The organism is Rhizobium sp. CB2179 (genome assembly GCF_057653455.1).
The window spans coordinates 4,750,155-4,773,997 of sequence record NZ_CM172781.1 but is presented as its reverse complement, the minus strand read 5'-3'; the positions used below and the strand labels follow the sequence as shown (position 1 = coordinate 4,773,997).

General features: G+C 62.7%; 20 protein-coding genes. 9 read left to right on the top strand and 11 right to left on the bottom strand.

The window, feature by feature from the left end:
• The first annotated feature begins 34 nt into the window (after positions 1-34).
• The 8 genes from AC244Q_RS23330 to AC244Q_RS23295 all read left to right on the top strand — a co-directional run bounded on the left by AC244Q_RS23330 (position 35) and on the right by AC244Q_RS23295 (position 11,128).
• Positions 35-2,956 (top strand): aminotransferase, encoded by a 2,922-nt coding sequence (locus AC244Q_RS23330; RefSeq protein WP_128407004.1) that lies wholly within the window; start codon positions 35-37, stop codon positions 2,954-2,956.
• 521 nt (positions 2,957-3,477) lie between these two features.
• A complete protein-coding gene (locus AC244Q_RS23325; RefSeq protein ID WP_003544544.1) occupies positions 3,478-3,672 on the top strand; it encodes a hypothetical protein in 195 nt (64 codons plus the stop codon).
• A 228-nt stretch (positions 3,673-3,900) separates the two neighbouring features.
• Complete coding sequence (locus tag AC244Q_RS23320) at positions 3,901-4,896, top strand: P1 family peptidase (protein ID WP_012759745.1); 996 nt, start codon at positions 3,901-3,903, stop codon at positions 4,894-4,896.
• Between the two features lie 114 nt (positions 4,897-5,010).
• Positions 5,011-5,931 (top strand): LysR substrate-binding domain-containing protein, encoded by a 921-nt coding sequence (locus AC244Q_RS23315; RefSeq protein WP_113546566.1) that lies wholly within the window; start codon positions 5,011-5,013, stop codon positions 5,929-5,931.
• Positions 5,932-6,081: 150 nt separating this feature from the next.
• The gene (locus AC244Q_RS23310) at positions 6,082-7,611 is read left to right on the top strand and encodes an ABC transporter substrate-binding protein (RefSeq protein ID WP_206641093.1); all 1,530 of its coding nucleotides are present in this window, start codon (positions 6,082-6,084) and stop codon (positions 7,609-7,611) included.
• 274 nt (positions 7,612-7,885) lie between these two features.
• Positions 7,886-8,833 carry an ABC transporter permease gene (locus tag AC244Q_RS23305; RefSeq protein ID WP_017995719.1) on the top strand — a complete coding sequence of 316 codons (948 nt, stop codon included), beginning with the start codon at positions 7,886-7,888 and terminating at the stop codon, positions 8,831-8,833.
• Positions 8,834-8,836: 3 nt separating this feature from the next.
• Positions 8,837-9,700 (top strand): ABC transporter permease, encoded by an 864-nt coding sequence (locus AC244Q_RS23300; RefSeq protein ID WP_128407005.1) that lies wholly within the window; start codon positions 8,837-8,839, stop codon positions 9,698-9,700.
• Between the two features lie 36 nt (positions 9,701-9,736).
• Positions 9,737-11,128 carry an amidase gene (locus AC244Q_RS23295; RefSeq protein ID WP_012759740.1) on the top strand — a complete coding sequence of 464 codons (1,392 nt, stop codon included), beginning with the start codon at positions 9,737-9,739 and terminating at the stop codon, positions 11,126-11,128.
• Here the strand turns inward: AC244Q_RS23295 and AC244Q_RS23290 are convergent, their stop codons facing one another.
• The 3 genes from AC244Q_RS23290 to AC244Q_RS23280 all read right to left on the bottom strand — a co-directional run bounded on the left by AC244Q_RS23290 (position 11,129) and on the right by AC244Q_RS23280 (position 13,910).
• A complete protein-coding gene (locus AC244Q_RS23290; RefSeq protein ID WP_012759739.1) occupies positions 11,129-11,986 on the bottom strand; it encodes a C40 family peptidase in 858 nt (285 codons plus the stop codon).
• Between the two features lie 11 nt (positions 11,987-11,997).
• The gene (locus tag AC244Q_RS23285) at positions 11,998-12,348 is read right to left on the bottom strand and encodes a MarR family transcriptional regulator (protein WP_003544522.1); all 351 of its coding nucleotides are present in this window, start codon (positions 12,346-12,348) and stop codon (positions 11,998-12,000) included.
• 170 nt (positions 12,349-12,518) lie between these two features.
• Complete coding sequence (locus AC244Q_RS23280) at positions 12,519-13,910, bottom strand: leucyl aminopeptidase (protein ID WP_012759737.1); 1,392 nt, start codon at positions 13,908-13,910, stop codon at positions 12,519-12,521.
• 144 nt (positions 13,911-14,054) lie between these two features.
• Between AC244Q_RS23280 and AC244Q_RS23275 the strand changes: the two genes are divergently transcribed.
• Positions 14,055-14,891: a tetratricopeptide repeat protein gene (locus AC244Q_RS23275; protein WP_012759736.1), complete on the top strand. Its 837-nt coding sequence runs from the start codon at positions 14,055-14,057 to the stop codon at positions 14,889-14,891.
• A gap of 48 nt (positions 14,892-14,939) precedes the next feature.
• Here the strand turns inward: AC244Q_RS23275 and AC244Q_RS23270 are convergent, their stop codons facing one another.
• The 8 genes from AC244Q_RS23270 to cpaB all read right to left on the bottom strand — a co-directional run bounded on the left by AC244Q_RS23270 (position 14,940) and on the right by cpaB (position 23,762).
• Positions 14,940-15,572, bottom strand: coding sequence for a LysE family translocator (locus AC244Q_RS23270; protein ID WP_012759735.1), 633 nt, complete (start codon positions 15,570-15,572; stop codon positions 14,940-14,942).
• Between the two features lie 197 nt (positions 15,573-15,769).
• Positions 15,770-16,756, bottom strand: a complete 987-nt coding sequence (locus tag AC244Q_RS23265; RefSeq protein ID WP_012759734.1) for a type II secretion system F family protein — start codon at positions 16,754-16,756, stop codon at positions 15,770-15,772.
• A gap of 15 nt (positions 16,757-16,771) precedes the next feature.
• Positions 16,772-17,779, bottom strand: a complete 1,008-nt coding sequence (locus AC244Q_RS23260) for a type II secretion system F family protein (RefSeq protein WP_113546570.1) — start codon at positions 17,777-17,779, stop codon at positions 16,772-16,774.
• Between the two features lie 5 nt (positions 17,780-17,784).
• The gene (locus AC244Q_RS23255) at positions 17,785-19,260 is read right to left on the bottom strand and encodes a TadA family conjugal transfer-associated ATPase (RefSeq protein ID WP_012759732.1); all 1,476 of its coding nucleotides are present in this window, start codon (positions 19,258-19,260) and stop codon (positions 17,785-17,787) included.
• Between the two features lie 132 nt (positions 19,261-19,392).
• Positions 19,393-20,670 carry a CpaE/TadZ family protein gene (locus AC244Q_RS23250; RefSeq protein ID WP_113546571.1) on the bottom strand — a complete coding sequence of 426 codons (1,278 nt, stop codon included), beginning with the start codon at positions 20,668-20,670 and terminating at the stop codon, positions 19,393-19,395.
• Between the two features lie 14 nt (positions 20,671-20,684).
• A complete protein-coding gene (locus AC244Q_RS23245) occupies positions 20,685-21,440 on the bottom strand; it encodes a CpaD family pilus assembly protein (protein ID WP_080518567.1) in 756 nt (251 codons plus the stop codon).
• On the bottom strand, positions 21,437-22,936 hold the full coding sequence (locus tag AC244Q_RS23240) for a type II and III secretion system protein family protein (protein WP_012759729.1): 1,500 nt from the start codon (positions 22,934-22,936) through the stop codon (positions 21,437-21,439). The genes AC244Q_RS23245 and AC244Q_RS23240 overlap by 4 nt, the downstream gene beginning before the upstream one ends.
• Before the next feature lie 10 nt (positions 22,937-22,946).
• Positions 22,947-23,762: a Flp pilus assembly protein CpaB gene (gene cpaB, locus AC244Q_RS23235; RefSeq protein ID WP_113546572.1), complete on the bottom strand. Its 816-nt coding sequence runs from the start codon at positions 23,760-23,762 to the stop codon at positions 22,947-22,949.
• Between the last annotated feature and the right edge of the window lie 81 nt (positions 23,763-23,843).

Below are 23,843 nucleotides of genomic sequence, written 5' to 3'. Positions count from 1 at the left end.
ATAGGTAATCGAATCATGCTGCGGGAGGGGTGTCATGACCGACGAGGCGCTTGTTGATCGCATGGCGCTGCCGCGCCCCGATGTGACCGCCACCGATGCGGAAGAGATCCTCCTTGCTCATTACAGCCTATCCGGCACGCTTGCCGAACTCGGCAGCCAGCAGGATCGAAACTACCGCGTCGATAGCGAGAGGGGTCGCTACGTCCTGAAGATCTGCCACGCCGCCTACGAGATCCGCGAGCTCGAAGCGCAGAATGCGGCGATCCGTCACCTCAATAGCCGGCAAGATGCGCCGCGCGTTCCGAAGGTGATCCCCACCAATGAGGGGCGGGAGATCGTCGTCCTTACCGTGCGCGGGCAGGGCTATCAGGTCCGGCTGCTGGAGTATCTGGAAGGCCAGGGGCTGACGGAGCTGACCTATCTGGCGCCGGCTTCCGTGGCGGCGCTGGGCGCGCTCTGCGCCAGGCTGGCGCAGGCGCTTGCCGATTTCAACCATCCCGGTCTCGACCGCAGCCTGCAATGGGATCTCAGACGGGCAGGTCCCGTTGCCGTGCAGCTGCTTTCGGCCATCACCGACAGTGCGGCGCGCGACCGGATCGCCAAGACCATGGTGATGGCCGTCCGCCGCATCCAGCCGTTGGCGCCGGCGCTTCGGCTACAGGCCGTGCATCACGACGTCACCGGCGACAATGTCGTCGGCCACCGTGACGCCCATGGCCATATCATCCCCGACGGGGTGATCGATTTCGGCGACATCATCCGCGGCTGGCTGGTCGGCGATCTCGCCGTCACCTGCGCTTCGCTGCTGCATCAGGCCGATGGCGACCCCTTTCACATCCTGCCCGCCGTCACCGCCTATCAGGCGATCTATCCGCTGAGCGAGGAGGAACTGAAGGCGCTCTGGCCGCTGATCGTCGCACGCGCGGTCATTCTCGTCGCCAGCGGCGAGCAGCAGATTTCGGTCGATCCCGACAATGACTATGTCCGCGACAATCTCGACCGCGAGCGGGCGATCTTCGATACGGCGATGTCGGTTCCCTTCGATCTCATGGAAGCCGCGATCCTCAAGGCAGCCGGCGTAGATGTCACCGCGCCGGAAACATCGGGATGGCTGCCGTTGCTGCCTGACATCGATCCCGCCGGGATCGCCTATGTCGATCTTGGGGTACGGAGCCCGCATTTTTCCGCCGGCAACTGGCTGAATACGGACATGGACTGGCGGCTGCTTGCCCGCATGGCAACCGAAAACGGTACGGCAGCGACGCGCTACGGCGAATATCGGCTTTCCCGCGCGGGAACCGCGAAGGGACAGGCGACCTGCGCTCTGCATGTCGACATATGCCTTGCCGCAGGCAGCGCGATTGCCGCGCCCTTTGCCGGCCGCATCGGCTGGAAGGACCAGCATTTGACGCTCGCCAGCGACAACATGACCCTGCATCTCGATGGGCTCGACCTCTCCGTCGAGGATGGAGCCGAGATCGCCGCCGGCGATTCGCTCGGCACTGTTTTCGGAGAGGCGTCGTCGCTCGGCGGGCTGCGCGTCCAGCTTTGCAGCGTCGCCGGTCTCGAACCGCCGCTTTTTGCGACGCCGCGCACGGCGGCGGCCTGGTCGGTGCTCTGCCCTTCGCCTTCGCTGCTTCTCAGCCCGCAAGCGGATGCGCCGCAACCTGAAACCGCCAAACTCTTCGCCAGGCGGCGGGCGCATCTCGCAAGGCCGCAGAAGAATTATTATGCGGCGCCGCCGCAGATCGAGCGCGGCTGGAAGGAGCATTTGTTCGATGTCGAGGGCCGCGCCTATCTCGACATGGTCAACAACGTCACCATTCTCGGCCATGGCCATCCCAAGCTCGCGGCGGCGATCAGCGCGCAATGGCTGCGGCTCAACACGAATTCGCGCTTTCACTACGCCGCGATCACGGAATTTTCCGAACGCATCGCCGCCCTGTCGCCGGATGGGCTCGATGCGGTCTTCCTGGTCAACAGCGGCTCGGAGGCGAACGATCTGGCGCTTCGGCTGGCGCAAGCCCATAGCGGCGCGCGCAACATGCTCTGCCTGCTCGAAGCCTATCATGGCTGGTCAGCGGCGAGCGACGCCGTCTCCACCTCGATCGCCGACAATCCGCACGCACCAACCACCCGGCCGGACTGGGTGCATACCATCGTTTCGCCGAACACCTATCGCGGCGACTTCCGTGGTCCCGATACGGCAGCGGATTATCTCGGCATGGCGACGCCGGTGCTGGAGGCAATAGATGCTGCGGGCGAAGGCCTTGCGGGCTTCATCGCCGAATCGGTCTACGGCAATGCCGGCGGCATTCCATTGCCGGAAGGCTATCTCAAGGAGCTCTATGCGCAGGTACGCGCTCGCGGCGGCCTCTGCATCGCCGACGAAGTGCAGGTCGGCTATGCCAGGCTCGGGCACTATTTCTGGGGCTTCGAGCAGCAGGGCGTCGTGCCTGATATCATCACCGTCGCCAAAAGCATGGGCAACGGCCATCCGCTCGGCGCCGTCATCACCACGCGGGAGATTGCGCAATCGCTGGAGAAGGGGGGCACTTTCTTTTCCTCCACCGGCGGCAGCCCCGTCAGTTGCATCGCCGGCATGACGGTGCTCGACATCATGGCCGAGGAAAAGCTGCAGGAAAATGCCCGGACGGTCGGCGATCATCTGAAGGCGCGGCTCGCCGCGTTGATCGACCGCCATCCGATTGCGGGCGCCGTGCACGGCATGGGCCTCTATCTCGGACTCGAATTCGTCCGCGACAGAACGACGCTGGAACCGGCGACGGAAGAGACGGCTGCAATCTGCGACCGGCTTCTCGACCTCGGCGTCATCATGCAGCCGACCGGCGATCACCAAAATGTGCTGAAGATCAAACCGCCGCTCTGCCTCAGCATCGACAGCGCGGATTTTTTCGCGGACATGCTGGAGAAGGTGCTCGAAGAAGGCTGGTGACACAGGGCTTCCAGCATTAACCAAATCGGTCATTTCGAGGCATTTCGATTTTTAATGAAACGGGGCATTGCCTCATACAGCAAGGCTTCTTATGTCTGCCGCTGTGATCGATCGAAGTTCGATTCTGTCATGCGAATTTAACGAAGAGCTGATATGTTTCTTTCTGTAAGTTCGGGCTGTGACGGAATGAATTTTTTCGGATCGTCGATATTTTGACACGTTTCGGAATATGTTTCTGACAGGCTATCAGATAATCTCTACCAAGTTAGTGGATTATAGAAGACAGCCTTCACCGGCCCCGGGCTCTACCGGGACCACTCAAGTGCAACGCCAACACAAGGAACGAGCATGATAGACATCGATATTCTCGCCGATCTCCTTGGGCGATCTGTGCTTGGCAATGACCGTCCGGGCGCCCTCTCCCGCCCGAACTGTCGAATGTGACGTTCGTCCTCCTTTCAACGGTACCAGACAAGTCAATTCGCCATGGCTGCGCATGTCGCGCGGCAGGAGTTCTATCTATGAAGAAGCAAGTTATCGAATATGCAGGCGTTCCCGTCGGGATCGTCATTCCCGATGAAGATCGGCTGAAGTTCATCGCCGTGAAATTTCATGTCCACGACCTCGACGAGCAGCGTTTCGGCTCGCCCGATGAGGTGCGGTTAGCCATCCATGACCTGATGACCCGCCGTCATCCGAAGCCGCTTCATGCCTGAGGGCATGAGGCCGCGATTAGCATTCGCGGCTTTTCCCGATGTCCGACCGGTCCCGCCACATGGGGCCGGTCTTGTTTTTTGAGGGCATTGCAGCGCCGCGCGTCTTTATCAACGCGCAAAGGCTGTAACACTTTGAATTGCTGCATAATTTTGTCCTTAAATCGATTCCGATTTAAGAAATTATGCAGTACAGTCCTACCGGCCGCCTTCCCGCATAAGGATCCGCCCTTGCCCGATCTTCTCAATCTCATCACCGATATCGAAGGTCTTTCCATTGGCCATGCGACCGACCTTGCGCTCGGTTCCGGCGTCACGGTCATCGTCTTCGACGAACCGGCCGTCGCATCCGGCACGGTGCTCGGCGGTGCGCCGGGCGGGCGCGACACCGGCCTGCTCGATCCGTCGATGACCGTCAATGCCGTGGATGCCTTCGTGCTCTCCGGCGGCTCGGCTTTCGGGCTGGATGCCGCCGGCGGCGTGCAGGCGGGCCTGCGCGAGCGCGGCCGCGGCTTTGCCGTCGGGTCGGTGCGCATCCCGATCGTGCCGCAGGCGATCCTGATGGACCTGCTGAATGGCGGCGACAAGGATTGGGGCCTTCACTCCCCCTATCGCGACATGGGCTATACGGCACTGCAGGCTGCGGCCAAGGGCACATTCGCGCTCGGCACGACAGGTGCAGGCACAGGGGCGACGACGGCCACCGTCAAGGGCGGGCTCGGCTCGGCCAGCGCCGTCAGCAGCACCGGGCATCGCATCGCGGCGATCGTCGCAGTCAATGCGCTCGGCTCCGCAACGATCGGCGACGGGCCGCATTTCTGGGCAGCACCTTTCGAAAAAGACGCGGAATTCGGCGGGCTCGGCATGCCTGATGTGGCCGACCACCGGATGCGGCTCAAGGGCATGAACACGCCGGCAACGACGATCGGCGCGGTGGTGACCGACGCGCAGCTGACGAAGGCCGAGGCGCACAGGCTTTCGCTCGCCGGCCATGACGGCCTTGCCAGGGCACTGCTGCCAGCGCACCTGCCACTCGACGGCGATACCGTCTTTGCCGCTTCGACGGCCAAGCATCGAAGAGACGACATGGCGAGCCTGATGGAGCTTTGCCACCTTGCGACCATCGTCATGGCGCGGGCGATCGCCCGTGGCGTCTACGCGGCGACCGCCCTTCCGGTCGAGGGCGCGCAAATGGCATGGCGCGACCGCTATCCGAATGGTCGTTGACTGAGATCTTTGTTTTTATCCATGTCGTTGTCCCAAAACCGCTGCGCACTTTTGGGCGACATGCTTTAGGGTCGGAACCGGAACCCCAACGTGCCAAAAGGCGGAGAGACGTGAATGCAGATCCGGGCGCTGATGTATTTCGACGAGCTGGTCAGGACCAATTCTATGCGCCAGGCGGCCGAGAATCTCAATGTCGCGCCGACGGCGATCAGCCGGCAGATCGAGAACCTCGAATATCATTTCGGCGCGCCGCTCGTCGAACGCAGCGCCCGCGGCGTCAAGCTGACGGCCGCCGGCGAACTGCTTGCCGCCCGCGCCGGCCGGACGTTGCGCGAGCTCGATCATGTGCAGCAGCTGATCGAAGACCTGAAGGGCCTGCAGCGCGGCCGTGTCAGCATCTATGCCAATGGCGCCACCGTCGCCAATCTGCTGGCGCCGGCGCTTGCCGAATTCAGCCTGAAATATCCGAAGCTGCGTTTTACCGTGACGATCACCAGCGCGCGGCAGGCGGTGGATGCCGTCAACAGCGCCGAGGCGGATATTGCGGTGACGCTGTTTGCGCCACCGATGTCCGGCACCAAGGTGCGGCTACGCTCCGAGATCGCCTATGATCTCATCGCCACGCCGCTGCATCCGGCGGCCGCGCATGCCGAGATCCCGCTAAGGACGCTTGCCGACTACGCCTTGGCACTGCCGGATCAATCCTTCGGCTTCCGCCAGGCCTTCGACGCGCTGTTCGAGAAGGAAGGGCTGAGCCTCGATCCCGTCTTCGTCACCAGCTCGCTCGAAATGCTGAAGGAACTCGTGCTCAGCGGGGCTGCGGTCACGCTGCTGCCGGCACTGACCGTCCGCCGCGAGATCGAGGCGGGTCAGCTCCTTGCCATTCCGCTGGCCGGCAAGACCGGCATCCGCACCCATGTCGATCTCTGCGTCGCGCCGGACCGGCAGCTGTCCTTCGCCGCGACGAAACTGCTCGACTTCATCGAGAGGTTCATGCGCGAGCGCACGAACCGCCGGACCGAGACGAAAGACTGACGCTTCGAGCTTGCATTGCCCGCGGATTTACGGTGTAGCTTTTTCGGCCACACTGAGCACACAAAATCGTCATTGTGTGTGCACTAGCATAGTGCCACTCTATTCGCAAAAGGCCTTCGTCATCGACGCGCGGCCAGACAAGGGAACATGATGATCAAGTTTTCGTTTGCGCCTTCCGCGCGTTTGGCCCGTCGGCTTTCGCTCAGTGCTGCGCTTTCGGCCGGCCTGGTGATGACGACGATGACGCCGGCCGAGGCGGCGAAGACCACGCTCAATCTCGGCATGAGCGTCGAGCCGACCGGTCTCGACCCGACGATCGCGGCACCCGTCGCAATCGGCCAGGTGACCTGGCAGAACGTGTTCGAAGGGCTGGTGACGATCGACCAGTCCGGCAAGATCCAGCCGCAGCTGGCAAAAAACTGGGAGATCTCTCCCGATGGCCTGACCTATACGTTCAAGCTGCAGACCGGCGTCAAATTCCATGACGGCGAGGCCTTCGATGCCACTGCCGCCAAGTTTTCGCTCGACCGTGCCCGTGGCGCCGATTCGGTCAATCCGCAGAAGCGCTTCTTCGCTTCGATCGCCTCGATCGATACGCCGGATGCCGAAACGCTGGTGCTGCATCTCTCTGCGCCGACCGGCAGCCTGATCTACTGGCTCGGCTGGCCAGCCTCTGTGATGGTCGCACCGAAGACGGCTGCCGACGACAAGACGACGCCAGTGGGGACCGGCCCCTTCAGATTCGCCAGCTGGGCGAAGGGCGACAAGGTCGAACTCGCCAGGAATGCCGATTATTGGAACAAGGATGCGGCCGCCAAGCTCGACAAGGTGACCTTCCGGTTTATCGCCGATCCGCAGGCGCAGGCGGCAGCGCTGAAATCCGGCGATCTCGATGCCTTTCCGGAATTTGCCGCGCCTGAGCTGATGAGTTCTTTCGACGGCGATGCGAGGCTCGTCACCAAGATCGGCAATACCGAGCTCAAGGTCGTTGCCGGCATGAACACTGCCAAGAAGCCGTTCGACGACAAACGCGTCCGCCAGGCGCTGATGATGGCGATCGACCGCAAGACGGTGATCGACGGCGCATGGTCGGGCCTCGGCACGCCGATCGGCAGCCACTACACGCCGAACGATCCGGGCTATCAGGACATGACAGGCGTGCTGCCTTACGACGTCGAGAAGGCGAAGGCGCTGCTTGCCGAAGCAGGCTACCCCAACGGTTTCACCTTCACGATCAAATCGCCGCAGATGGCTTATGCGCCGCGCAGCGCCCAGGTGATGCAGGCGATGTTTGCCGAGATCGGCGTGACGATGAATATCGAGCCGACGGAATTTCCGGCGAAATGGGTCCAGGACATCATGAAGGACCGCAACTTCGACATGACGATCGTCGCCCATGCCGAACCGCTCGACATCGACATCTATGCGCGCGATCCCTATTATTTCAATTATAAGAACCCCGCTTTCAACGCGCTGATGAAGAAGGTTCAGGAGACGACCGATCCCGCCGCGCAGAATGCGATCTATGGCGAAGCGCAGAAGATCCTCGCCGAGGACGTGCCGGCGCTCTACCTCTTCGTCATGCCGAAACTCGGCGTCTGGGACAAGAAGCTGAAGGGCCTGTGGGAGAACGAGCCTATCCCTTCCAACGTGCTGACTGGTGTTTCCTGGGACGAGTGAGAGGGGTAGGTCAGGCGCGATGTGATGAGGTGATGGCCTTGGCGCCGGAAGCAGAACAGTCGGATATGGTCGACTCACGCGAACCTCTCGCTCCCTCATTCCTGTGCTTGTCACAGGAATCCAGTGCGCCCAAGTCCTTGGGCGCGGGAGAACCAGCTACTCATCGCATGAGAGTTATTCACGGCGCAGACGCCCCGTGGCTGGATTCCTGTGACGAGCACAGGAATGAGGGCGGGCGGGGGAGCCGCCAGGCCACATCGAAAGCGTGGCACGCATGATCCCACTCCTCGCCCGCCGCTTCGCCGGTCTCATCGTCACGCTCGTCGTCGTCTCGCTGCTGATCTTCGCCGTCATGGACCTTCTGCCAGGCGATCCCGCCTCGATCATGCTCGGCACCTCGGCAACGCCGGAGACGCTTGCGGCGCTGCGTCACAGTCTCGGCCTCGAGCAGCCGCTGCTGCTGCGTTACGGGCAATGGTTGATCGGCGTGCTATCAGGCGATCTCGGCAATTCCCTGACCTATGGCGTACCGGTCGCGGGGTTGATCGTCGAGCGGCTGGCGGTAACGCTGCCACTGGCGCTGATGGCGATCGTGCTTTCGGTGGCGATTGCCCTGCCGCTCGGCGTGCTGGCCGCCTCGCGCCGCGGCGGTGTCTTCGACATCATGGCGACGCTGTTTTCGCAGATCAGCATCGCCGTGCCCGCCTTCTGGGTGGCGCTGCTGTTGATCATCCTGTTTTCGACGATGCTCGGGCTGATGCCGGCCGGTGGCTTCCCGGGCTGGGGCGCCGGCCTGCTGCCGGCATTGCAGGCGCTGGTTATGCCCGCCGTCGCGCTGGCGATGCCGCAGGCGGGTGTGTTGACGCGGGTGGCGCGCTCAGCGGTGCTCGACACGATGCACGAGGATTTTGCCCGCACTGCCGTCGCCAAGGGGCTTTCCCGCAGTGCGGTGCTGTGGCGGCATATCGTGCCGAATGCGCTGATCCCCATCCTGACGATGATCGGGCTGCAATTCACCTTTCTCGTCGCCGGCGCGGTGCTGGTTGAAAACGTCTTCAACCTTCCCGGCCTCGGACGGCTCGCGCTGCAGGCGCTCTCCCAGCGCGATGTCATCGTCATGCAGGATGTCGTGCTATTCTTCGCAGGCCTTGTCATCGTGATGAATTTCATCGTCGATCTCTCCTATCTGGCGATTGATCCCAGGATGAGAAAGGCGGCCTGAAACATGGTACCGATCGCATCGACCGCCATTGCCAGCCGCCGCCGGATCTTTAGACTTAGCCGGCGAATGAACCTGATTTCAGGGACTGTGATCATCGGGCTGCTGGTCGCCGTCGCGCTGCTGTCGCTCGTCTGGACGCCGCTGCCGCCGGCGAAAATGCAGATCATCCACAAGCTGCAGCCGCCGCTTGCCTTCGGCCTGCTCGGCACGGACCAGTTCGGCCGCGACGTGCTTTCGATGCTGATGGCAGGTTGCTGGAATTCACTGTCAATCGCCATCACAGCGGTTATGATCGGCGGGACGCTGGGTTCGATATCAGGTATTTCGGCGGCGGCGATCCGCGGTTCTTTCGAAGCCCTGCTGATGCGCATCTGCGATGTCATCTTTGCGCTGCCGCCGATCCTGTCCGCCATGATGCTCGGCGCCTTTCTCGGGCCAGGGCGGTTCACCGCGATCACGGCGATTGCCGTCTTCATGATCCCGGTCTTTGCCCGCGTCACACTCGCGACCTCGCTGCAGGCCTGGAGCCGCGACTATGTGACGGCGGCGCGCGCCATCGGCAATACGCGACTGACGATTTCGCTGCGCCATGTGCTGCCGAATATCATCAGCCAGATCATCGTGCATGGCGCGATCCAGCTGGGGCTGGCGATCCTCACCGAAGCGGGTCTTAGCTTCCTCGGGCTCGGCATGGCGCCGCCGGCGCCGACCTGGGGCCGGATGCTTGCCGATGCGCAAACCTATCTGGCGCTCGCCCCCTGGCTGGCGATCCTGCCCGGTCTTGCCATCGCGCTCACCGTCTTCGGCTTCAACATGCTCGGCGACGGTTTGCGCGATCTGCTCGACCCGCGCGAGGCAAGCCGCTGATGTCCTCCCAAGACGAAGAGCCCGAAAGACCATGCCATGACCGAAACCGACCTTACCATCCGCGAACTCAGGCAACGCTTCGCCGATAAAAGCCTCTCCCCCCTGGAATACTGGCTGTCTCTCGAGGATCATATAGCAGCCTGGGAGCCGTCGATTTCGGCACTCTACCTCTACGATCCGGAATCGGCGCGCGCGCAGGCGAAAGCGTCGACGGAGCGCTGGGCGAAGGGAGAAACGCTTGGCTCCCTCGACGGCATCCCGGTGACGCTGAAGGAACTGATCGCCACGAAGGGCCAGCCGGTGCCATCAGGCACGAGGGCGGTGGAACTGAGGCCCGCGGACGCCGATGCGCCGGCCGCCGCCCGGCTGCGGGAAGATGGCGCGGTGATCTTCGCCAAGACCACCTGCCCCGATTACGGCATGCTTTCCTCCGGGCTTTCGAGCTTTCATCCTCTCAGCCGCAATCCCTGGAACACCACGCAGAATCCCGGCGGATCGAGTGCCGGGGCTTCCGCAGCGGCGGCGGCCGGCTACGGACCACTGCATATCGGCACCGATATCGGCGGTTCGGTGCGCCTTCCCGCCGGCTGGACCGGCATCTTCGGCTTCAAACCGAGCCATGGACGCATTCCGGCCGATCCCTATTATGTCGGGCGCTGCGTCGGGCCGATGGCGCGCACCGTCGAGGATGCGGCCTTTTCGATGGCGACGCTGTCACGGCCGGATTGGCGCGATGGCACCAGCCTGCCGCCGAACGATTTCGACTGGATGGATCTCGACATCGACCTGTCGGGCATGAAGATCGGGTTGATGCTCGATGCCGGCTGCGGCCTTGCGGTGGACGACGAGATCAGGGCCGCGGTGGAAGCGGCGGCGAAACAATTCGAGGCGGCCGGCGCGACCATTCTATCGGTCCAGCCGGTGCTGACGCGCGCGATGCTGGATGGCCTCGACAATTTCTGGCGGTCCCGGTTCTGGGGCGATATCGCGGATCTCGACGACAACAGGCGCGACAGCATCCTGCCCTATATCAGGGATTGGGCGATGGGCGGCGCCGACATCAGCGGCGTCGATGCGGTCAAGGGCTTCAATCAGACGATCGAGATGCGCAAGAGCTGCGGACGGCTGTTTACCGAGGTCGACGCCCTGCTTTCGCCGACCAATCCGATCATCTCCTATCCGGCCGAATGGGCATCTCCGACCAATGATCCGGCACTGCCGTTCGAGCATATCGGTTTCACGGTGCCGTGGAACATGTCGGAGCAGCCGGCCGCCTCGATCAATTGCGGTTTCTCCCGATCGGGCATGCCGATCGGGTTGCAGATCGTCGGGCCGCGCTTCGACGATATGCGGGTGCTGAGACTGTCGAAAGCCTTCGAGGACTGGACGGGCGGAGTGAGATCCTGGCCGCAGCCTCCGATCGGCTGATCAGCTGATCGGGCGGCGATAGCCGGTCGGTTGCTCGTAGAGCCAGCCGATGCGCTCGACCGCGGCCTCGAAATTCTCGCGCGCCACCGTCATACTATGACCGTTGGCGTGGAGGATGGTTTCCGGATCTTCGAAGACGGCGACATGGCCCTTCCAGAAGACCAGGTCGCCACGGCGGATTTCGGAGCGATCGATCGGCTGGCCGAGGCCGGCCGCCTGCAGGTCGGTATCGCGCGGCGCAGCTCTGCCCGTCATCAGCATCGCCAACTGGACGAGGCCGGAGCAATCGATGCCGAGGCCGGAACGCCCGCCCCAAAGATAGGGCGTTTCCAGGAAACGGGCGACGATCTCCACATAATCGGCGCCATCGAGCGCGCCGATCGGCTGGACGTGCTTGGCGAATATCGCAGTTCCGTCCTCGAGCACGACATAGCGATTGCCGCGCGCCTCCGCCTCGCTGGCGACGTGGACGCGGCTTCCCATCGACAGGATGGCCTGGTGGGGCTTGCGCAGTTCCGGTTCCGGATAGAGGAAGGTGCGCTGCACGGTGACGATATGGGTCGGCGCCGGCCGGCCTTCCAAGAGCGCGTCTGCCTTGACATAGCCGACATACCCGTCCGAAGCGGCTTTCACCCAGCACCAGCCGCCGGCGCGATCGAAAACCGTCACATCCTCGCCGAGAAGCAGTTCCGTATCGATTCCGCGGGCAAGGTCCGGTTCAGGGCGCACGGCCAGGACAGGAACGGCGACACGCGCCGGCGCGCCTTCCGTAAAACGTGACGCCTCAACCTTGCCTTCGAGCCCCGCTTCCGCGAGATCAGACCTGTAAGCATGCAGGCGGCGGTCGAGCATCGTCATTCGCATTCCTTTCAGATCGGCAGCCGGCGAGCCTGATCTCGGATGAGATCGCCGAGCTTTTCCAGGTAGAGCGCACCGCCGACGGTGCGCTTGATGATCACGTTGCGCCGGTCGGCATCGTCACGCACACGATCGACCAGGCCCATCTCACCCATCGTATCCAAGGCGCGGGTAATGACCGGCTTGGTGACATCAAGCGTGGCGGCAAGCCCGCGCACCGTGTGCGGCGGCGGCACCAGATAAATATGCAGCAGGATCGCCATCTGACGCAACGTCAAATCGCGGTCATCGTGGCGGACCTGATCGAGCGCCGCGCCATGCCAGAGCCCCAGCGCCTGCGAGGCGGTCAGTTCGATCGGCACGGCCCCTCCGGAAGATCGTTACGCTAACGTTCCATTTTCCGGCAGTTGCTGTGGACATGCAAGAGGCGCTGGAAATTGCTGTCCGGCAAGGTGAATAAAATTTTAACGATCGGCAGCGAGGCGCAACGCGTGAACACGCGGCGCGCCTCAACGCTTTTCTGCGGATGGCGTCAGCGCAGGCTCTCGCGGATATGGTGAAAGAGTGCGCGGATCGCCTGTGCCTCGCCGCCGCCCGGCGAATGCGGCCGTTCGGACGGAGCCCAGCCGAAAATATCGAAATGCACCCAGCTCTTCGCCTTGCTGACGAAACGCTTGAGGAAGAGGGCCGCGGTGATCGCCCCCGCCATGCCACCGGCCGGCGCATTGGTGAGATCGGCGAATTTGGTGCGGATATCCTTTTCGTAGCCGGAATAGAGCGGTAGGCGCCAGAGCGGATCATCGGTTTCCAGGCTTGCTTCGGTCAGGTCATGCGCCAGATTGGCGTCGTCGGTGAAGAAGGGCGGGAGATCCGGGCCAAGCGCAACGCGGGCAGCGCCGGTCAGCGTCGCCATGTCGATCAAGAGCTCGGGCTCTTCCTCGTCGGCATAGGCAAGCGCATCGGCAAGGATCAACCGGCCTTCAGCGTCGGTATTGTCGATCTGGACGGTCAGGCCCTTGCGGCTCCGGTAGATGTCGCCGGGGCGGAAGGCATTGGACGAGATCGCGTTTTCGACGACCGGAACGATAACGCGCAGATCGACCTTCAGCTTGGCGTCCATGATCATCAGGGCAAGCCCCATGACATTCGCCGCGCCGCCCATGTCTTTCTTCATCAGCAGCATCGAGGCGGCAGGCTTGATGTCGAGACCGCCGGTATCGAAGCAGACACCCTTGCCGACGAGCGTCACCTTGCGATGACCCTTCTTGCCCCAGCGCAGCTCAAGCAGGCGCGGCGCATCGGCGCTGGCGCGGCCGACGGTATGGACCAGCGGAAAGTTCTGCTTGAGCAGGTCGTCGCCCGATATAACCGATATCTCAGCCTTGTAATGTTCGGCCAGGCCACGGAAAACGGCCTCGAGCTGGTTCGGCCCCATGTCGTTCGTCGGTGTATTGATCAGATCGCGGGCGAGAAAGACGCCGGCAAGCTGGCGCTTGATATCGGCTGCGTCGGCATCGCGGGGGATCATCAGCGTCGCCGCCGGCGACTTTTCGGATTTGTAACGGTCGAAACGGTAGCTGCCGAGCCCAAAGCCGAGGGCCAGGCGATTTGCCGTCAGCGGCGCGGTCTCGATGTGCCAGTCGCCGGCCGGCAGCGCACGGGCGAGCCTGCCGGTGATGTAAGGCTGCTCGGATGGATTGGTGCCGAGGCCGTAAAGCGCGCCGCCGAGATGGCCTTCGGCCGTCGGGATCAGCAGCAGCGACCCGCTTTCGGCCTTGTAGCCTGCCCTGCGCGCCCAATTGAGTGCGATCGGATCGATCGTGCCGGTCTCGATATGGGCAGGCGTAACGGCAAAGATCGGCAGCGTCGAACCGCCCTTCGTGTTGAAAGGAGTCGGTCTCTCGATAAACTGATAGGGGGCCATGATTGTCCTTCGGCGGTCGCAAGGAATCGTTCCTTAACGGTCTGTTAGGGTTAACAGACTATTGCTGGAGCGAAGATTACGCGTCAAACCTTTCCCTGTTCCGCTTCGAGGTCAGGCGCCGATTTCGGAATCCAGGAACGCGCCATGCCTGCCTCGCTCACCACCACATTCACGAATCGTATCCTGCAGGGCGCTGCGGCATCGCTGCTCGTCCTGGCACTCGCCGGTTGCTCGACGACCAAGGACCGGATGACAACGGGCTCGGTCCCGAAACTCACCAAGCCGGTCGAAGAGATGGACGCGATCGAGCTGCGCTCAGCGACGGACCGGCTCGGCCAGGCCTATGAAAAGAACCCGCGCGATCCCGTCACCGGCGTCAACTACGCCAATCTGCTGCGCATGAACGGTCGCGACACGCAGGCGCTCGCAGTCATGCAGCAGGTGGCGATCGCCAATCCCGCCGACCGCAACGTGCTGGCCGCCTACGGCAAGGCGCAGGCGGCGGCCGGCCAGTTTCAGCAGGCGCTCGACACGATCGGCCGCGCCCAGACGCCCGACCGTCCTGACTGGAAGCTGATCTCCGCCCAGGGCGCGATCCTCGACCAGATGGGCCGGGCAAGTGATGCCCGGCAGCGCTACCGCGACGCGCTCGACATCCAGCCGAACGAGCCCTCCATCCTTTCCAACCTCGGCATGTCCTACGTGCTGACCGGCGATCTGCGCACGGCCGAAACCTACCTGCGTTCCGCCGCCAGCCAGCCGACTGCCGACAGCCGCGTCAGGCAGAACCTTGCCCTGGTCGTCGGCCTACAGGGGCGTTTCCCGGAAGCCGAGCAGATAGCCCGGCGCGAACTTTCGCCGCAGCAGGCCGATGCCAATGTCGCCTATCTCAGAGGCATGCTCTCGCAGCAGAATTCCTGGCAGAAACTCGCCGCCAAGGACAAGACGCCACAAGCAGCAGGCGACAGCAACACCAACTGACCGAATCATGTCGTCGGAAAGGCTTACGCCTTCAGACAGATCCTGATCTTAGCGGGCGCTCAGGCCTGAAAGAATGAGACGCAAACCCAGGCCGCCCATGACGGCACCAGCGGCCCGGTCGATCCAGCCCTTGGCGGCAAGATAGAGGCGCCGCGGATGGCGGGCCGAAAAGGCGAAGGCCACGATCGAATACCACCCCGCCTCCACGGCAAAGACGCCGAGCGGCAGCGCGACGATGAGATCGAGCGGCACCGTCCTCGGCAGAAGTGCCGCAAAGAGGCTGGCATAGACGATGATGGTCTTCGGGTTGCTGAGCTGGGTCAGCAGCGCATTCATGAAGCTCAATCTCAGCGCGCGGTTGCCGTTGACGGTGTCAGAGACTTCGAGCGGCTGACCGGCACTCCTCCAGATATTGACGGCGATATAGACGAGATAGGCGCCGCCTGCGATCTTTAGCAGGACATAGAGCCATTCGAACTGAGACAGCAGCGCCGTCAGCCCGGCAAGCGCCAGCACGGCAAAAACGACACCGCCGGCGCCCATGCCGAGTGCGGCCGCAAGGCCATCCAGCCTGGAACGCGAGATGGCGATCCTGGAGACGACGACGAAGCTCGGCCCAGGGCTCATCGCGCCGACCGCCAAGGCTGCCAAGATGCTGATGAAAATGCCCGCAGAAGACATCGGAGACCTCTCTTTTGGATTGAACGCGCGCCAGGGGCACTGCGGTTGCATCCGCTTGCCGATGGTCGTCCGTCCCGTTTACCAGCTATGCCGGTGCTGGTCACGCATGTTTGAAGGCTCCGGATCGGCCGACGGTCTTTGAGGCAACATCGTCTTCTGCCGAAAGCGGCATCCGCTTTCCGGCGCCGGCGCAACCGTCAGAACTTGTCTGCCACCTGAATGCCGGCCGGACCGAGAATGACGGCGATCAGCACCGGCAGGAAGAACAGGATCATCGGCACCGTCAGCTTCGGCGGCAGGGCGGCAGCCTTTTTTTCCGCCTCGTTCATGCGCTCGTCGCGTCCTTCCTGGGCAAGAACGCGCAGCGCCTGTGCAACCGGCGTACCGTAGCGATCGGCCTGGATCAGCGCCTGAGTCACCGATCGAACCAGCTCGATCTGGGTGCGCGTGGCAAGATTTTCGAGCGCCGCACGGCGATCCGGCAGGAAGGAAAGCTCGGCCGTGGTCAGCACCATCTCCTCGGCAAGCGCCGGCGACTGCTCGCCGAGCTCTTCCGACACACGGCGCATCGCGGCCTCGATCGAGATGCCGGATTCAACGCAGATCAGCATCAGGTCCAGCGCATCCGGCCAGGCGCGCTTGATCGAGTGCTGGCGCTTGCCCATGCGGTTCGAGATGAAGATATTCGGCGCGTAGAAGCCGAGATAACCGACGCCGATGACGGCGAAGAGGCGGATCGGCGTGCCCTTTTCGGCGAGATTGCCGAGGCCGAAGACCCAGACAGCGGCAAGCGTCAGGAACAGGAAAGGCAGCAGGAAACGCGCCACCAGGAAGGTATTCAGCGCATTCTCCGATCGGAAGCCGGCGGCACGCAGCTTGTTGACCGTGTTTTCGTCGACCAGCGCCTTGCGCAGGTTGAAGCGCTCGACGATCTGACGGACCGAGCGGTTGTTCTGGTTCCTGAGCGAGGCCTTGCCGGCGCCGGTTTCCGTGTTCATGCGGGCGCGTTCGCGGGCACGGATCTGCTCGCGCTCCGTGGAAACAGCCTTCATGCGCTTGTTCAAATCGCCGCGCTCGAAAAAGGGAATGGCGATCGTGTAAAAAGTGGCGAAGACGGCAATCGCGACGAAGAGGGCGATCAGCATGCTCGGATTGGTCAGCGTTGCGGCAAGATCCTGCGACATGGTGCGTCCTTCCGGCTAGATGTCAAAATTGACCATGTTGCGCATGACGAAGATGCCGATCGACATCCAGATCGCCGAGACACCCATGATGAAATGGCCGCGCGGATCGGTGAAAAGGATCATCATGTAGTTCGGCGACGTCATGTAGACGAGCGTCGCGACGATGAAGGGCAGAGCCCCGATAATGACGGCCGACGCCTTGGCTTCCATCGAGAGCGCCTGGACCTTGGCCTTCATCTTCCTGCGCTCACGCAGCACCTTGGAGAGGTTGCCGATCGCTTCCGACAGATTGCCGCCGGCCTGCGACTGGATGGCGATGACGATGGCGAAGAAGTTGACTTCCTGGAGCGGCATGTGGATCGTCATGCGCGCGCAGGCGTCGGGGATACTCAGGCCTACCTGCTGCGCCTCGATCACCCGCAGGAACTCGCTCTTGACAGGCTCGGTGCCTTCGGTGGCAATAAGGCGGATCGCATCGTTGAGCGGCAGGCCCGATTTGATTGAGCGCGTAATAACGTCAAGCGCATTGGGGAGTTCGTTCAAAAACTTGGTCTGGCGGCGCTTGATCAGGAAGCCAACGACCCAGCGCGGCAGGCCGAGACCGGCGACGACGGCGATACCGACCATGACCATCCACGATGCGCCGACGACCAAGGCGACGAGAAGCAGCATGGAGGCGAAGACGGCGCTGATGAGATAGAATTTCGCCGCCGTGATCGTCAGGCCGGCCTGCACCAGCCGCGCCTTCATCGACACGGTCTTCTTGGTCTTTTCGTGCTGGCGCTTTTCCAGATCCTTCAGATTGTCCTGCACCGATTTACGGCGCTTCGACAGCTCTTGCACCCGGTCACGGGCAGCCTTGACCTTGACCCGGTCGCTTTCGGCCGATTTGACGCGATTGATGCGGCTTGCCGATTTCTTGTCGGCCTCGATCTTCGAAAACAACAGGGCATAGGCGACCGCCGCCGCGGAGACGGCGGCGAGGACGACGATTACCAATACTATCGGATCGAACCCGAACATCTCGCCTATTCCTTCGTTTTCGCTTCCATCGCGTCGAGGGCGGCGGCAAGACGCTTTTCCTCGTTGAAGTAGCGGGCGCGATCCCAGAAATGCGGCTTGCCGACGCCGGTCGACATGTGCCGGCCGATCAGGCGGCCATTCGCATCCTCGCCATCGATCTCGTAGCGCATCAAGTCCTGGGTGATGATGACGTCGCCTTCCATGCCGATCACCTCGGTGATCTGGGTGATGCGGCGCGAACCGTCGCGAAGGCGTGCCGCCTGAATGACGACGTCGACCGAGCTGGAAATGATCTCGCGCACCGTCTTTGCCGGCAGGGTAAAGCCCCCCATGGCGATCATCGATTCAATACGGCTCAGGCATTCGCGCGGTGTGTTGGCGTGGATGGTGCCCATCGAACCGTCGTGACCGGTGTTCATCGCCTGCAGCAGGTCGAAAACTTCAGGTCCGCGCACTTCGCCGACGATGATGCGCTCGGGACGCATACGCAGGCAGTTCTTGACGAGATCGCGCATGGTGATCTCGCCCTCGCCTTCGATATTCGGCGGGCGCGTTTCGAGACGCACGACATGCGGCTGCTGCAGTTGCAGTTCGGCCGTATCCTCGCAGGTGATGACGCGTTCGTCCCTGTCGATATAGTTGGTGAGGCAGTTCAGAAGCGTGGTTTTACCCGAGCCGGTGCCGCCTGAAATGACGACATTGCAGCGCACGCGCCCGATGATCTGCAGCACGGTTGCACCTTCCGGCGTGATCGCGCCGAAACGGACGAGCTGATCGAGGGTCAGCTTGTCCTTCTTGAACTTGCGGATGGTGAGCGCCGGCCCGTCGATCGACAGCGGCGGCGCGATGACGTTGACGCGCGAGCCATCCGGCAGGCGGGCGTCGCAGATCGGGCTCGATTCGTCGACGCGGCGGCCGACCTGGCTGACGATGCGCTGACAGATCGAGAGAAGCTGTGCATTGTCGCGGAAGCGTATTTCCGATTCGATCGTCTTGCCGCCGACTTCGATGAACGTCTGACCGGCGCCGTTGACCATGATGTCGGCGATGTCGTCGCGCGCCAGCAACGGCTCCAGCGGGCCGTAGCCGAGGACGTCGTTGCAGATATCCTCGAGCAGTTCTTCCTGCTCGGAGATCGACATCGCAAAGTTCTTGATGGTGATGATGTCGTTGACGATGTCGCGGATTTCCTCGCGGGCGCTTTCGCCGTCGAGCTTGGAAAGTTGCGAGAGATCGATCGTGTCGATCAGCGCGGAAAAGACCTGCGCCTTGGTGTCGTAATATTCATCGGTGCGGGCCGGGCGCTTGCGTTGCGGCGTCTGCATCGGCGGCGGCGTCACCTGCTGGCGTGCGGACTCGCGCGAGGGTTCGACCAGAATGGAGGGGGAAGAGGCCGCAGGGGCGGCGGCCGGAGCCGGCGGCGGAGGAGCAATCGCCCCCCCGACCTTTCCGGAACCCTCATTTCCGCGTTTTCCAAACATGCCACTCGATCCAATCTGCTCGTTCTAGAGCATTTCCCGATCTCTCCGAGTCATGGAAATACTCTATCTGTTCGTTTTCACGCAATTGCGGACGCAAAGCCGCTTCCCGCTTTTGCTGGAATTGCTCATCGTCTACTTGCGCTTTAGGAGGCCCAGCAGGCCGCCCTTCCTCGCCTTCTTGATCGCGACACGGCCGGTGACGATGTGCGATATCTGCGAAAAGGTTTCCGCCGTCGGCGACTTCGGGTCGACTTCCGAGATCATCCGGCCACTGTTGGCGGCGTTGCCGAAAAGATGGATGTCGAAGGGAATGATCGCGATCGGATCGATCTCCAGCGGCTCACAGAAATCCGACGGCGAAATTTCCGGCCGTTTCGGCATGCCGACCTGATTGAGGATGAGATGCGGCGGCCGGTCGTTCGGCCGCATCTTGCGCAGCGCGTCGAGCATATTCTTGGCATTGCGCAGGTTGGCGAGATCGGGAACCGCTGCGATGACCACCTCGTCGACGCTCGACAGCACCGAGCGCGTCCATTCCGACCATGCATGCGGGACATCGAGCACTGTGACGGGCGCGCTGCGCTGCAGAACATCGAGCACCGGCTGGAAGGCCTGGCCGTCGAAATCATAGGCACGGTCGAGCAGCGAGGGTGCGGCAAGCAGCGACAGATGCTCGGAGCATTTCGTCAACAGGCGGTCGAGGAAGACCTCGTCGAGACGATCGGGTGCGAAGACCGCTTCAGCGATGCCCTGGGCCGGATCCTGGTCGAAATCGATGTTCGCCGTGCCATAAGGCAGGTCGAGATCGGCGAGGATCGTCTCGGTGGAGAAGAGATTGGAAATGCCGAAGGCGCAATTATGCGCGATGGTCGAAGCGCCGGTGCCGCCCTTCGAGCCGATGAAGGCGATGCTGCGGCCAAGCGGCTCGGCTTCCGGATCGACGAAGATCGAGGCCATCGCCGCAAGGATATCGGGCATGGCGACGGGCTGGACCATATATTCGGAAATGCCGTTGCGGATGAGTTCGCGATAAAGCCCGATATCGTTGTAATAGCCGATAATGACGACCTTGGTCGTCGGATCGCAGACGGCGGCGAGCGGTGCGAGTTCGCCGAGCAGGTTCGCGGCATTCGCCTTGGTCTCGAGGATGATGAGGTTCGGCGTCGGGGCGCTGGAAAACATATTGGCGGCAGCGGCGATGCCGCCGCTGGTGATGCGCATGCTGACTTTCGCCACGCGCCGATCATTGGCGCAGCGTTCCATGACATGCTGCAGGACCTCGCTCTCGCAGAAGGCGTGGACGGAGATGCGCGGCAACGGCCGCATGTTTTCCAGATCCGCCATGCGCACCGCCTCCTCGGCGTTGCGAAGCTCGCTGGGGTTTTTGATTTCGTATTCGATCGCGCTCATCGTCCCGTTCCGCCTCAGAAGCTGCTGTCGCTGCCGACATCTTCGATTGTCGATGTCGTCGTGCGGTATTCCTGGATGGCATTGTTGCGCCGCTGTGCGTCGATCGGGGTCATGCCGCGGGGTGCCACCAGATCCTCCGGATTGGCAATCTGGGCGGCAAGGTTGTTCTGTGAGGCGCAGCCGAAATTATAATAATTCTGGTTGGTCAAATCGTTCGAGATGTCCTTCGGCCACTGACCGCATTGCGTGGTGACCGCGGTGGTGCCGGTAAAGCTCAGCCGGATCGGCGCCGCATCGCCGGGACCGGCGGCGGCATAGGAGGTGTTGACGATTTTCGAGCTTGCGATCCCCCTCGATGTCAGCTCGGCACGGACCTGATTGCGCAGCTGATAGGCTGCCGCCGAATTCGGCGAGCCTTGCGGAGACAGCACATAAACCGGCCCCGAGGCGCGCGAGATGTAGTTTGTGGCAAAGCCGCGGATGAGGTCGCGCTGGGCGATGGTCAGGCGGCGATCGGTGGAGGCGACGGGTATATCCACCGTCTGCTCCGCCTCCGTGACGATGATCGGGTGGCGGGCGCGGTAATCGTCCGGAATGCCGCCGGTCGTCAGCTGGTCATGCGGGCCGGCGCATCCGGAAAGGATTGCCATCGACATGGCGGCCATCGCAAAAAACGCCTTCGAGATTCCGAAGCGGGGTGTCGTCGCAATCATATGGGCCATCGCCTGATCTCTGTTTTCTGCCATTGCTGCCGATCGTGCCCCGCTCATTTGTAGATGAACCCGATCGAGCCGTGGAACTGCGCGTCTGCAACGGGCGCCTCGCGGCGGCCATAGACCTTGTTGACACGGTTGAGGAAGAAGGTCGCACCGTCGTTCTCAGGGCTGAAATTGTCGTCCGGCCGGTTGAGCTGGTTGCGCGCCACCGGGCGCACCAGATAGGGCGTGGCGATGATGACGAGCTCGGTTTCCTGACGCTCGAAACCCTTCTGGCGGAAGAGCGTCCCGAGTAGCGGGATCTTCGAGACACCGGGCGTGCCGCCCATCGTCTGGGAAACATTGTCGCGGATAAGGCCGGCGAGCGCGATCGAGCCGCCCGAAGGCAGCTCCACCGAGGTTTCCGCCGAGCGGCGCTGATAGGTGGCGTTGCCGCTGCCGGCCACCGGTTCGGAGACGTTGGTCTTGATCTGCAGGCTGATGCGGCCCGATGACAGCACGACCGGTTTGAAGGCGAGGCTGATACCGTAGTTAAACGGTACGACGGTGACATTGCCGTCGCTGTCGGTCGTCGAATAAAGCTGCTGGCCACCGGAATTGAAGGTCGCGGCCTGGCCCGATATCGCCGTCAGCGTCGGTTCTGCGAGCGTCTTGACGACCTTGGCCTGTTCCAGCGCGTTGAGGTAGGTCGAAATGTCGTATTTGCCGATCGAGCTCTTGAAGAGCGCCGCCAGACCGCCACCGACCGTCGACGCGGCGCTGTCGGCGCTGGGACTGCCGAGCTGAGCGACCGTCATGCCGGAAGAATTGGAAACCAGATTGTCGAAGCCGAGCTGCTTCAGCACCTCGCGGCGGACCTCGGCGATCGTCACCTTGAGGGTGACCTGGTCCTCGCCCTCGATCTGCAGCAGGTTGACGACCTGCGAACTCTGGCGACCTTCGGCAAAAAGCGCCACAGAGCTGTCGCCGCCGGTGCCGGATGCCGTTTCGGTTCTGGTCGTCGCCTCGCCGCCCTTGAGGAAGACCTGTGCCAGATCGGCGGCCTGTGTGGCATCCTGCGGCGTGCGCACGGTGCCGGTCAGCACGATGTTGTCGGAGACGATTTCGACGTTGATGTTGGAGTCGGGAATGAAGCGGCGGAGATTGACTTCGAGGCCGGAGACGTCGCGCTCGATCTCGATGTCGAGATTGACGATCTCCTGTCCACCGGCGCCGAAGACGAAGATATTCGTCTGGCCGACCTTCTTGCCGAACAGGTAGATGCGCCGCGAGGTGCGGGTCACGGCATCAGCCATGGTCGGATCGGAGACGAGGATATCATGCGCATCCTCCGGCAGATCGACAACGACGGCCTTGTTGAGCCCGAGCTTCAGCCGGCGATGGGCATTGGAGCCGGTCTGCGAGATCCGGACCAGGCTATCGGAATCGGCGCGCGCTTCGCCTGCACCGAAGAGTGGGGCGAAAGAGGCCGGCACCATACCAGAGGCGCCGATTGCCAGCGAAAGGCAACCTGTCAGGAGAGGTCCGGCGCGCCGCGTTGAATTGCCCATTTGCACGTCCTTACTCCGCCTTCGGCGCGGCGCCCGCATCCGTGACGATGGCGCCCGATTTGATGACCTGGATGATCGCACTGCCGTTGTCGCCGCTCAGCAGATAGTCGGCGGCGCTGGTATCCTGCTCCTGCGCATCGGCGACCGAGCGCAGCGCCAGCGACAGCCGGTCCGCCATCTGCTGGGCGACGGCAAGAACCTTCGTTTGATCGGGCGTGAGCTCGAGCGTCGCGGTTGTACCGACCACCGATTTCGAGCCGTCGTCCTTCTCCTGGATCTGCTGGTCGATGGCGAGGACGCGGACATTGCTCAGCACGGTTTCGGTGATGAGCTTGTCGGCCTCAGCGCCCTTGCGGACCATGATGACGTCGACGCGATCATTCGGCAGGATGAAACCGCCTGCGCCCGTTGCCACCGATATCTCGGTCGCGACGGCGCGCTTGCCGGCCGGCAACAGCGAGGAGAGGATGCGGCTGCTGGAATCGGCGATCTTTTCCGGCCGGATCGGTTCGCCTTCGAAGATCGGCAGACGCACGACGGCGCCCTGCAGATCCTTGATCGCATCCGGCTTGTCGGTTTCGGTGATGAGGCCGGGAACGACGCCGCCCTGCGGCCAGGCCATCCAATGCACCGCCTGGTCATCCAGCCTTGCGCCGACCGACAGATTGCCGCTCGAGACGAGGACGTTGACGGTCGGTTCCTTCTCGACGACCGAGCGGACCTGGGTAACGACACCGCCACTGCCCGCCATTTGCATTGCCAGGAGGCCGGCGAGGCCGGCTGCCACCACGGCGACAGCTAGGATTATAAGGCGAGCCGGTTTCATCGATCATTCCTCAGGGCACGATATGTTCGCCCTGTAGAATGCTCAGCAATTGGTATAATTATGGTTAATGGAATGCTTACA